The organism is Mesorhizobium tianshanense (assembly GCF_007830515.1).
Lineage (GTDB): Bacteria > Pseudomonadota > Alphaproteobacteria > Rhizobiales > Rhizobiaceae > Mesorhizobium > Mesorhizobium tianshanense.
Genome location: NZ_VLKT01000036.1, coordinates 71,229 through 82,807 on the forward strand (window position 1 = coordinate 71,229; position 11,579 = coordinate 82,807).

The window sequence follows — 11,579 nt, forward strand, 5'->3', positions numbered from 1 at the left end:
ATGGGGCAATGGCCGACCGCGTAGACTATGAGGACTGGCAAAAGCTCGCCGAATGCGAACTGAAAGCATCGCCGGAGAGTCTTGTCTGGCGAACCCCGGAAGGCATCGACGTCAAGCCGCTCTATACGCAGGCCGATCTCGAAGGCGTCGGCCATCTCGGCACCATGCCGGGCATAAAGCCGTTCCTGCGCGGGCCGCGCGCCACCATGTATGCCGGGCGGCCGTGGACGATCCGCCAGTATGCCGGTTTCTCGACGGCCGAGGAATCCAATGCCTTCTACCGCAAGGCGCTGGCCGCGGGACAGCAGGGCGTGTCGGTCGCCTTCGACCTCGCCACCCACCGCGGCTATGACAGCGACCATCCCCGCGTCGAGGGCGATGTCGGCAAGGCGGGCGTGGCAATCGACAGCGTCGAGGACATGAAGATCCTGTTCGACAGCATCCCGCTCGACGCAGTGTCTGTATCGATGACGATGAATGGCGCCGTCATTCCGATCCTCGCCAGTTTCATCGTCGCCGGCGAGGAACAGGGCGTGCCGCGCGCGAAACTTTCCGGAACCATTCAGAACGATATCCTCAAGGAGTTCATGGTCCGCAACACCTATATCTACCCGCCCGAACCCTCGATGCGCCTCGTCGCCGATATCATCGAATATACGGCCAAGGAGATGCCGAAGTTCAACTCGATCTCGATTTCCGGCTATCACATGCAGGAAGCGGGTGCGACGCTGGTGCAGGAGCTTGCCTTCACGCTGGCGGACGGCCGCGAATATGTGCGCGCGGCGATCGCCAAGGGCCTCGATGTCGACGCCTTTGCTGGCCGCCTGTCCTTCTTCTTTGCGATAGGCATGAACTTCTTCATGGAAGCGGCGAAGCTGCGCGCCGCGCGTCTGCTGTGGTCGCGCATCATGGAGGAGTTCGAGCCGAAGAAGCAGTCGTCGCTAATGCTACGCACCCATTGTCAGACCTCCGGGGTGTCGCTGCAGGAACAGGACCCCTACAACAACATCGTGCGCACGGCCTATGAGGCGATGGCCGCAGCACTCGGCGGCACACAGTCGCTGCACACCAATGCGTTCGACGAGGCAATCGCATTGCCTACAGAGTTTTCGGCCCGCATTGCTCGCAACACACAACTCATCCTCCAGCACGAGACCGGCGTGACCAAGGTGGTTGATCCGCTTGCCGGCTCCTACTATGTCGAAGGCCTGACCAATGCGCTCGCTGACGCGGCCTGGACGCTCATCGAAGAAGTCGAGGCAATGGGTGGCATGACTAAGGCCGTCGCCACCGGCCTGCCCAAGCGCATGATCGAGGAATCGGCGACGCGTCGTCAAGCAGCCGTCGACCGGGGCGACGAGGTGATTGTTGGTGTCAACAAATACCGGCTGGACGAGGAAGACAAGATCGACATCCTCGACATTGACAATGCCGCTGTGCAGCTGTCGCAAATTGCTCGGATCAAAACAACAAAGCGCCAACGCGATCCCAAGCGAGTTGACGCTGCCCTTGTCGTACTTGGCCAGACCGCGGCTAACGGCAAGGGCAATATCCTTGAAGCTGCCATCGAAGCGTCGCGTGCGCGCGCCACGGTAGGCGAGATTTCAGACGCGCTGCGCAGCGCCTTTGGCACTCATACCGCCGAGCCGGAAGTGGTTTGCACGGTCTATGGCAAGGCGTATGACGGCGAGCCGGAATTCAGCACACTGGTTTCACGCCTTGAAAATTTCTCGGCCTCGCTCGGAACTAGACCAATGATCATGGTTGCCAAGCTTGGTCAGGACGGCCACGACCGGGGTGCAAAGGTCATCGCCTCGGCGTTCGGCGACATAGGTTTTGATGTCCTTGCCGGACCGCTGTTTCAGACGCCGGACGAGGCCGCCGATCTGGCGGTCGCCGCGAAAGTCCATGTCATCGGCGTATCTTCGCTGGCCGCCGGCCACAAGACGCTTCTGCCGCAGCTGATTGGGGCACTGAAGCAAAAGGGCGCAGAAAACATCATGGTCATCTGCGGCGGCGTGGTGCCGCGCCAGGACTACGAGTTTTTGCTGGACAACGGTGTCGCCGCCATCTTCGGCCCGGGTACCAACGTCCTCGACGCAGCGCGCACAGTGCTAGACCTCATGGAGGGCAAGGCGCGGAACGATTGACGCATGCGAGCGGACGCAACGCGCCAATGTCCACATGCTTACTCGGTGTTCGCGAAGCCATGAATCTAGACTAAGACTAGGATTTTTCTGATCCCGTCACGCATCGCCTCGGCCTGTTTGTGGGCACATAGCGACGGTCGTCTGTCGAGGCGATCTCTTCGCACGTCGGTTCAAAGGGATCATCCAGAATGTCATCGTCCTCAATTCCTAGAGCCAGCAACACGAAAAGACGATGCCGTGCTAGGCACTGACACTCGCACTCGCTGTCGGGCACTTCGGTTATGAGGACGTACGGCGTCTTCGGCGAAGTCCGGTGAAAAGGGTCGCTTGCACAATGAAACGGCGCCAAAAGGACTGCGCAAGGTCGCGCAAACCCGTGGATATCCAACGTCCTTCCCGCGCCACGCCAGGATCGATAGCCCACTTGATTTGCTGTCATAAACATGTAATCGTTCCTACCTATTGTGGCACTCACATTCAAAGCGCATTCTGAGGAATGCGGCGCGCAGCGAAAGACGGCGGAACCAGTGGCACGACACCATGTTATCCAGATTTCTGATCTGCACCTGAGCGAGGAGCGGAGCTACAATCAGCCCGGATGGGAGGCTTGCGTTCAGTATATTAAGAATAGCGGGCCAGAATTTGTTGCTGTCACCGGCGATCTAGTGCTTGATGATCCGGACCGTGATGAGGATCATCATTTCGTACGGAGTCAATTGGATCGGATATCGGCCCCTTGGGCATCAATACCCGGGAACCATGACATCGGCGATACGCACCCAAACCCATACATGGGGCAGCGCTTCGATGTGTCTCGCCTTCAGCGTTACAGGCGTAGCTTTGGCGCTGATTTCTGGACCAGAGAACTCGGCGATTGGTTACTCATCGGCCTGAACGCAATGCTGCCGGGCTCTGGACTACAGGTCGAGGCTGAGCAGTACGAATGGCTTCGTGAGATTGCTCATGAAGACCCGAACCGACCAACGGCATTGTTCCTTCACAAGCCACTTTGTATCAATCGCATCGATGAAGAAAGTTCACCGGACGCGTGTGTCGTCGACGTGGGTCGAGACCGGCTGCTCTCCGTCATGCAAGGTGTAAATCTTCGATTTGTAGCCAGCGGTCACAACCATCACTATCGAACGCTGACGTCAGGAGAAGTGAAGATGGTCTGGGCCCCTAGCACGGCCCAAATCCTTCATATGGCTAGACCATTTACTGCGCTGCTAAGGCCCGGCCTCGTCAACTTTTGGCTGGACGACGACGGGAGCCTGGAATTCGGTTTGGTCGAACCAAGCGGTATGGTTGCGACCGATGTTACAGATATCATCCGCCAGTACGGCGCAATGCGCTCGGCTCCTGTCAAACAATGGCGAGTATAATTCCGATGATTGGCGTTCAATCACAGGTACGACTTGGCACGCCAACACCGCAGAACCAAGATGATCCGCGTTCGAGAATTATGCCAGTTCACTATCTGACTCGAACATTAATCTTCCTAACACGGCCTTCACTGCCGTCCGCAGCCCGACCGGTGGGTTTTGCGGTAAGACCGAGCCGCGGTGATCGAGTCTTCGAAGTGTCACCCGACCGGTACCTTGTACATCGCAAATGGTGGAAATCGTCACATAGATGCAATCGTTCCTATGTATTTTGGTTCGGTGCCGCTTCGAATCTCCTGAGCGGACATTCACCGTTCACTTCAAAGGATGTTCCTGATGCAACACTGGTTACGACCCGTACACGCCGTGTTCGGCGCCATCGCTTTTGCTTCCGTATTCTTGGCGCCGGGAGCTAGCGCGCGAGATCGCCCAGACCTCACGGTCGCAGTGAATTCCCTCGGCCAGAAAATGGATCCCGCCGACTTCCCATTGGCGACCGAGTTGCGGGTCTATGGTTCGGTCTTTGACAACCTCATCAAACGCGATTTCAAGGCCGAAGGCATCGATCCATCGAAGGGTGCCGTCCTTGTTCCGGCGCTGGCTACCGCATGGACCAGGATTGACGGCCGAACTTTAGAGCTCGAGCTTCGCCAAGGAGTCAAATTCCACAATGGTGACGAGCTTACATCCGAGGATGTGGCATTCACGTTTTCGCCCGAAAGAATTTTTGGCGCGAATGCGATACTCCCTTCCGCGAAATCGTTCTTCGGGTGTTGGGAGCCTGTCCAAGTTCTCTCGCGCTATAAGGTACGGATCGTCGGCTGCACGGAGGACCCGGTCATTGAACTGAAGCTAACCCACTATTCCGCAGGTATTGTCAACAGGGCAGTATACACAAAAGAGGGTCAAGCAGCGTTCAAACGAGCTCCGGTCGGTACAGGTCCTCTGCAATTTGTCGAGTGGAAGGACGGAGACTATATCAAATTTAAGGCATTCGACGATTATTTCGATGGGCACCCAACTTTCAACTCTATCACCTTTCGTGAAGTTCCCGAGACCGCTGCTCGCGTGGCTGGTTTAGTTAGTGGAGACTTTGACCTTATTACGCAGGTCACTCCGGATCAATTTCCCACAATCGAAGCAAGCCCAGACCTTCAAGTTTTGCCGACCTTGCTGGAACAGATGCAAATGCTTTGGATAGTAGGCAAGGAACCGGCCGTATCGGATAAGCGCGTTCGCCAGGCGCTTGCCATGTCGATTGATCGAGAAGCCATCGTTCAATCACTTTGGAATAATCAAACGAAAGTTGAAGACCAGTTTCAGCTGCCGACACTGGGTGTGCTGTATGACCCAAATCGTCCCGGAGTTCAGTTTAATCCGGACCGCGCCCGGACGTTGCTGAAAGAAGCGGGTTATTCAAACGCACCCGTGACGCTTCGCGTGATAGCGAACTACTACGTAAATGGCGAAGCTGCCATACAGGCTATCCAAGCCATGTGGCAGGCGGTCGGGATCAATGCAAAGCTTGAGATTGTCGAGAACTTTACGCAGGCGTTTGCGCCAGGTGCATCGGTAGTAATGGGCGGATGCGGTTTTGAGTTGGCATCTCCGGAGTCGCTTGCTTCGTGCTTCTTTGGCGACGAAGCTCTCACTCGCAAACGCGGGTTTCCTGACGGAATTCCAGGGTTGGATGCACTCGCTGCAAATCTGGCAACGCTGGACACGGCGAAGCGGAGACAAACGTTCCAGGCAATGCTCGATATCCTGGAGGACGAAGTGCCCGCCACCCCTCTCTACCGCACCCCCCACTTCTTTGCGGGCAAGCGGAGCATATTGTGGGCTCCGAGTCCCGATTTTAGGACGGATTTCCGACCGGGGAACCTTAGCTTCACTGAGGCTACCCGTTAAAGGCGGCACGATGTCGACAATTAAAACGACAACTTTTGTGGTCGGTCAGGTACTGCGAGAGATCGCAGTACCACTCCGCGTAGTCGGTTCTGTTCCCGAAAAAGCGTTGCTGCGCCTTGACGCTCTCAGTGTCCGTCTTCCTAGCCGACACGGTGAAGTGCATGCCGTCAGGCATGTATCATTGAGCGTGAATGCCGGCGAGTGCCTTGGCGTCGTTGGCGAGAGCGGCTGCGGCAAGAGCACCGTTTGTTCGGCAATTCTTTCACTTCTTCCAGACAATGCGCGGATCGACGGGCGAATTTTGTTCGGGGGAAAGGATCTGCGAACGATCTCGTCCAAGGGAATTTCCGGCATACGTGGCCGGGAGATTGCAATGGTTTTTCAGGATCCCATGAATTCGCTGAATCCTGTCCGGCGGGTGGGAGCGCAGATCGCTGACAAGATCATGGTACATAAGGGGTTATCTCGCGGAGCTGCGCTAGCCGAGGCCGCCCGCTTTCTCGATCTGGTAAAAGTGCCTGCCGCTCGGGAGCGTCTTAATGATTACCCTCACCAGCTTTCCGGTGGCCTATGCCAGCGCATCATGATTGGCATGGCGTTGTCATGCGAACCCAAGCTTCTCATAGCTGACGAACCTACGACCGCGCTGGACGTGACCATCCAAGCCCAAATCCTTAGCCTTCTTGGCGAGCTTCGGCGCGAACTTGGGATGGCGATTATCCTCGTTTCGCATGATCTGGGCGTCATAGCGCAAACTTCGGACCGCATTGCCGTCATGTACGCCGGAGAGGTGGTAGAAGAGGCTCGGACAGAGGTTCTGCTAAAAGACCCGAAGCATCCTTACACACAGGGACTGATTGAAGCCTCACCAGGCATCGAGCCAACAGTCGGGCCCTTGGTAACGATACCGGGAAGTGTCGTGTCGCTCTTGGGGGCGCCAAGTGGCTGCGCTTTCGCGCCTCGATGCCGGCGTGCAAATGACAAGTGTGGCCGAATGCCTCCGCATCTCGAGCCGACGTCCATGGGCGCAATGGTTGCCTGTCATTTCCCAAACGGATGGACACAATGAACGACTTACCGCTGCTGACAGCGACAAAGTTGTCGCGATCGTTCTTCTTCAACCGAGGGTTGTTTAATTCTAAACAGCGCATAGTCAAGGCGGTCGACGACGTAACATTTGCTCTCGGCCGCAGTGAAACGCTGGCACTCGTCGGCGAAAGCGGTTCGGGCAAGTCAACAACGGGTCGCCTCGCCCTCGGCATGATGAAGCCGACGAGTGGTGTTGTTCGTTACGAAAGCCAGGACTTATCCAAACTCCATGGAACAGCGTGGCGACGGTCACGCCGAAACATGCAAATGATTTTCCAGGATTCATCGAGCGCCCTTGACCCACGTATGACAGTGGGGGCGCAGATTGAGGAAGTCATTTCAGTCCATGGACTAGCCGACAAAAAGCATTCGTCTCGTGACCTGATGATGGACGCGCTCGACCGCGTTGGCCTCGGCGGGGCAGATCTTCGATATCCAAGGGAACTGTCGGGAGGTCAGCGGCAGCGTATCGCCATAGCGAGAGCATTGGCGATGCAGGCAAAGCTGATCGTTTGCGATGAACCGGTTTCAGCACTCGATGTCTCGGTGCAGGCCCAGATCGTCAATCTCCTGGTCGAAATGCAAGAGAAGTTCGGCCTGAGTTACTTATTCATTTCGCATGATCTCCGGGTTGTGCGCCATATCAGTCACCGTGTCGCGGTTATGTACCTGGGGCGCATCGTCGAGATGGCCCGCACGTTCGAGATTTTTGAGAACCCGCTCCATCCGTACACACGTGCCCTGTTGGCGGCGGTGCCAGCAATTGATTCCCGAAACCGACATTCTTCACGAACTCCCCTCATCGAAGGCGAACTGCCCGATCCGGCCTCTCCGCCGTCGGGCTGCCGATTCCAAACACGCTGTCCTTTAGTGCACGATATCTGCCGCCAGGTGGAACCAGCCTTGGCCGATGCGGGCGGAGATCACACAGTGGCCTGCCATATGACTGGATTGTCAGAGAATGGAGGTTCCCAATGAACGTCCGATTCTTGATAGCAAGGACTCTCAGGGCGTTGCTGACCCTCATACTGGTGGTCACGTTTGTCTTTGTAATGCTCCGCCTCGCCGGAGACCCCATCAAAATGCTGCTGCCCGAAGAGACGCCGGCAAACGTCATTGAGCAATATCGTGCGAGGTGGGGCCTGGATGCCCCGATATATGTTCAGTATGTCAGCTACATTAGTAGCGTTCTTCGCGGAGATTTCGGCACTTCATTTCGCGACGGACGGCCTGCTCTCGAGGTGGTGACGGAGCGTATTCCGGCAACCGCGACACTTGGCTTTGCGGGATTGATTGTGGCACTTCTTGTCGGGTTGCCCGCTGGAATTGCGGCGGCCATGAAGCGAAATAGCGCCATAGACCGCGCGGTTATTTCTTTCGCTGTTCTTGGCCACAGCATTCCAACTTTCTTTTTCGGAATTTTGCTTATCTTGCTGTTTTCGATGTCACTGCGATGGCTTCCAAGTTCAGGCAGCGCAACCTGGGCGCATCTGCTGATGCCCGCGTGCACGATAGGCCTGTGGAATGCGGCCACCATCGCCCGATTCACACGGGCGTCCATGCTGGATGTGCTTTCAAAACCGTTCATGAGAACTGCAGTCGCGAATGGTCTGCCATTGTCTTGGCGAATTCTCGGATACGCCTTGCCAAACGCCGCGATCCCGATCGTTACGATTATTGGACTGATTGTTGGACAGCTCCTAAGTGGGGCAGTTATTGTCGAAACCGTTTTCGCGTGGCCGGGAATAGGCCGGCTAACTGTTACGGCAGTAGCGGCTCGCGAGGTGGCGGTCGTACAGACCATCGTCTTCCTTGCGGCGCTGACAATGGTAGCGGCCAACCTTTTGGTCGATCTTCTTTATGGCTGGCTCGATCCTAGGATCGGCTCTTCCACGGAAGGAAAGTCGAGATGAGCAACCAAGCCGTCGTTAGCTCCATTACTCCGACCGCTAAAGCACCTCGAAACTTTCGGATACCGAGCGTTCTAATATCGTCGGCCATGGGCTTTCTACTGATAGCAGCCCTGTGTGCCGTGTTCGCGAATGTGCTCGCGCCATATGGATATAATGACCAGAACTTGCTGTATCGCCTGAAGCCACCATCCTTTCTTGGCGGTCCTCAAGGGCATTATCTAGGGACGGATGAATTGGGGCGGGACGTCTTCAGCCGGCTTGTGTTTTCCTTGCGCTTCAGCCTGATTATCGCTATTGCCGGAACCTTGATTGGAGCCGGCTTCGGCACGCTGCTCGGTTTCCTGGCCGCACATTTTCGCGGTGTCTGCGACGAGGCTCTGTCCGCATTGATCGATTTCCAAGCGGCCATTCCCTTCATGATATTTGCCCTGGCCGCTTTGGCTTTCTTCGGCAATAGCATACTCCTCTTTGTTACCCTGCTCGGGCTTTACGGATGGGAGGTTTATGCGCGACTCGTGCGAGGGCTTGTTCTCTCGGCAAAGGAGTTAGGTTACGTCGAAGCGTTGCGGAACCTGGGTTTCCACCCAGTCCGTATATATGGGATGCATGTTCTTCCGAACATTGCTGGGTCATTGCTCGTGCAGATTACTCTCAACCTTCCTGGAATTATCATTCTTGAGAGTGGATTGAGTTTTCTTGGTCTCGGGATACAACCCCCTCTAACAAGTCTCGGTCTGATGATCGGCAATGGACGAGAGTTTATGACCACAGCATGGTGGACCGCGGTTGCCCCTGGATTAGTAATTTTCCTCACGGCGTTGTCGGTCACTTTAGTTGGAGATTGGCTTCGTGACCGATTGGACGCATCGACGTCAACGTGAGTTCGGACCGTTTTGTCGAAATCACGATTCAGCACAGATAGGGAGTGTATCAACGGTGCTTGAGCGAAAATCAGGAGAAGCACTTTGGCGGCAAATCGGTGACCAAATCGCCGATGAAATCGCTGCTCAGGGACTCGAACCTGGCTCACGCCTCCCGACGGAGCCAGAACTCGCTTCCCGCTTCGATGTCAGCCGCACCACGGTGCGGCGTGCGATGTCGATGCTTGAGGATGACGGACTGGTTCGGATAGAGCAGGGCCGGGGCACTTTTGTCCATGAGGGAATAATCAACTACGAGATTTCAAAGCGTACGCGTTATTCCGAGAATCTGAAACGTCAGGGTGTAGACCCCAGTAGGATAACAAAGCGTGTAGAGGAGATCCCAGCGTCGGACCTGGTTGCAGAGCGCCTGAAGATCACACCGGGCGACTTGGTCGTTGTGGTCGAAACGCTCTCCCTCGCGAACGAAACAATTATTTCTTATGGACAGATGTATTACCCCTCGCTTCGCTTTCCTGGATTTGCCCAAAAACGCATCGAAGAGGGATCTATAAGCCCGGTTCTCCAATCCTACGGAATTCATGACTATACTCGCCTCAACACTATCATCACCACTCGACCACCAACCGACACCGAGGCCAGGGCGCTACAACAGCCGCGCTCTCGATGGGTACTGTGTACCCAAAAGGTTGACGTTGACGAGGCTGGCAGTCCCATCTGCTTTTCGGAGGCAGTATGGGCAGGCGATCGGGTTCAATTCACAGTGGACAACGATCCAGCCGAAATCTGAAGCAGCATACGATGCGGTCAAAGCGAATTTTGACGCCTAGTGACGCGGAGACCACACTCTGCGCGACGATCCGATAAAGGCTTTATGATGAAAATAGATCGAGTCGTCTGCTCCGTTGGCCGATCGGGTTACTTCCACATTGATTTCGCCGCTCTTAGATCTGGAGTTACCTCAGACGGCTTCATTTACGACGGTGAGCCGCAGACACCCGGCTTCACGAAAATTGTAGAGCCCGCCGATGCTATTTCGGTCATGTTGGTTCTCGACGACGGGCAAGTAGGATTTGGAGATTGCTGTGACGTTGTTTTCGCGGGGGTCTCAGGAAGGGACCCCGTTCTTCGGGGCCATGAAAACTTGCCCATGCTCGAGGGTGAGGTTGCAGGCCGCTTGTGTGGCCGCGACGTTTCTGATTTCCGCTCCCTGGCTCAGGAGTTGGATAACTTCGTCTACCAGGGTCACAGGTTGCATGTCGCATTGCGTTACGGATTAACACAAGCGATCTTGCATGCCGTTGCATTGACTAACCGAGAGACGATGGCCGAAGTCCTCGCACGTGAGTACGACACAACCCTCTCCACAACTCCTATTCCCATCTCCGTCAGTTGCGAACCTGATGATGCTCGACAACTTGACCGGATGATTTTGAAGCAGCCTGCCATCCTTCCGCACACGTATTTCACGGATGTCGAACAGCTTGGTCGAGACGGTGAGAAGTTGCTTGAGCATATTCGTCACCTCTCATCACGCGTGAAAGCGATTGGTGGCGCGGCGTATACACCTGCCCTTCATTTCGACTTCTATGGCGTACTTGGAGAACTATTCTCAGGGGACACGGCGGAGATTGCGACCCTAATCGGCAGAGCGACCACGGCAGCAGGTCCATTGCCGTTGCTGATAGAGTCGCCGGTACTAGAAGAGAGCCAAAAGGCACAGATCGACAGCTTGCGGAAATTGAGATGCGCGCTTCGAAAAGCTGGTGTTAACGCAGGTATTATTGCCGACGATTGGTGCAATAGCATCGATGACATACGCCTTTTTGCCGATCAGGAAGCGTCTGACTACGTTCAGATCAAAATGCCGGATCTCGGTGGAGTCAACAACTCCATGGAGGCCGTCCTATATTGCAAGGCGCATGGTATGGGCGCATTTTTGGGCGGCTCGGCGAATGAAACCGACCAATCGACGCGTATATCAATGCATATCGCTCTCGCCTCAAGACCGGACTTCATAGGGTCGAAACCCGGGTTGGGGGGAGACGAGGCACTAATGATACAATCTAACGAGATGGGCCGTACTCTGGAGCTTATTCGACGGCGGAGGCAGTCAGCATAGCGCTATTAGGAACCGTCCAGCAGCCTGCGGAGCTAAACACGCCGTGATCGGGCCGCAGCTTATCTGAAGCACTGAGCGCCGCGAGAATTTCTAACTGTCACGCCGCCCGATTGACGGATTGACGGACCTCTAGC

At 55.8% G+C, this 11,579-nt stretch carries 9 protein-coding genes; all 9 read left to right on the forward strand.

Going from position 1 to position 11,579, the window contains the following annotated elements; genetic code table 11:
- Nucleotides 1–8 precede the first annotated feature (8 nt).
- The 9 genes from scpA (at nucleotide 9) to IQ26_RS25615 (ending at nucleotide 11,445) form a co-directional block, all read left to right on the forward strand.
- Nucleotides 9–2,150 (forward strand): methylmalonyl-CoA mutase, encoded by a 2,142-nt coding sequence (scpA, locus tag IQ26_RS25575; RefSeq protein WP_145721067.1) that lies wholly within the window; start codon nucleotides 9–11, stop codon nucleotides 2,148–2,150.
- Between the two features lie 527 nt (nucleotides 2,151–2,677).
- A complete protein-coding gene (locus IQ26_RS25580) occupies nucleotides 2,678–3,532 on the forward strand; it encodes a metallophosphoesterase family protein (RefSeq protein ID WP_162458071.1) in 855 nt (284 codons plus the stop codon).
- 336 nt (nucleotides 3,533–3,868) lie between these two features.
- A complete protein-coding gene (locus IQ26_RS25585; protein ID WP_162458072.1) occupies nucleotides 3,869–5,440 on the forward strand; it encodes an ABC transporter substrate-binding protein in 1,572 nt (523 codons plus the stop codon).
- A 10-nt stretch (nucleotides 5,441–5,450) separates the two neighbouring features.
- A complete protein-coding gene (locus IQ26_RS25590) occupies nucleotides 5,451–6,509 on the forward strand; it encodes an ABC transporter ATP-binding protein (protein WP_162458073.1) in 1,059 nt (352 codons plus the stop codon).
- On the forward strand, nucleotides 6,506–7,507 hold the full coding sequence (locus tag IQ26_RS25595; RefSeq protein ID WP_145721071.1) for an ABC transporter ATP-binding protein: 1,002 nt from the start codon (nucleotides 6,506–6,508) through the stop codon (nucleotides 7,505–7,507). The genes IQ26_RS25590 and IQ26_RS25595 overlap by 4 nt, the downstream gene beginning before the upstream one ends.
- The gene (locus IQ26_RS25600) at nucleotides 7,504–8,442 is read left to right on the forward strand and encodes an ABC transporter permease (protein WP_145721072.1); all 939 of its coding nucleotides are present in this window, start codon (nucleotides 7,504–7,506) and stop codon (nucleotides 8,440–8,442) included. Before IQ26_RS25595 ends, IQ26_RS25600 begins: the two co-directional genes overlap by 4 nt.
- Nucleotides 8,439–9,323: an ABC transporter permease gene (locus tag IQ26_RS25605; RefSeq protein ID WP_145721073.1), complete on the forward strand. Its 885-nt coding sequence runs from the start codon at nucleotides 8,439–8,441 to the stop codon at nucleotides 9,321–9,323. The genes IQ26_RS25600 and IQ26_RS25605 overlap by 4 nt, the downstream gene beginning before the upstream one ends.
- Before the next feature lie 55 nt (nucleotides 9,324–9,378).
- The gene (phnF, locus tag IQ26_RS25610) at nucleotides 9,379–10,113 is read left to right on the forward strand and encodes a phosphonate metabolism transcriptional regulator PhnF (RefSeq protein WP_145721080.1); all 735 of its coding nucleotides are present in this window, start codon (nucleotides 9,379–9,381) and stop codon (nucleotides 10,111–10,113) included.
- 84 nt (nucleotides 10,114–10,197) lie between these two features.
- Nucleotides 10,198–11,445 (forward strand): methylaspartate ammonia-lyase, encoded by a 1,248-nt coding sequence (locus IQ26_RS25615; RefSeq protein ID WP_145721074.1) that lies wholly within the window; start codon nucleotides 10,198–10,200, stop codon nucleotides 11,443–11,445.
- Nucleotides 11,446–11,579 lie beyond the last annotated feature (134 nt).

Coding starts and splice junctions, on each gene's coding strand:
- IQ26_RS25615 (WP_145721074.1), top strand. CDS start 10,198: ATGATGAAAATAGATCGAGTCGTCTGCTCCGTTGGCCGATCGGGTTAC.
- scpA (WP_145721067.1), top strand. CDS start 9: ATGGCCGACCGCGTAGACTATGAGGACTGGCAAAAGCTCGCCGAATGC.
- IQ26_RS25585 (WP_162458072.1), top strand. CDS start 3,869: ATGCAACACTGGTTACGACCCGTACACGCCGTGTTCGGCGCCATCGCT.
- IQ26_RS25595 (WP_145721071.1), top strand. CDS start 6,506: ATGAACGACTTACCGCTGCTGACAGCGACAAAGTTGTCGCGATCGTTC.
- IQ26_RS25605 (WP_145721073.1), top strand. CDS start 8,439: ATGAGCAACCAAGCCGTCGTTAGCTCCATTACTCCGACCGCTAAAGCA.
- IQ26_RS25600 (WP_145721072.1), top strand. CDS start 7,504: ATGAACGTCCGATTCTTGATAGCAAGGACTCTCAGGGCGTTGCTGACC.
- IQ26_RS25590 (WP_162458073.1), top strand. CDS start 5,451: ATGTCGACAATTAAAACGACAACTTTTGTGGTCGGTCAGGTACTGCGA.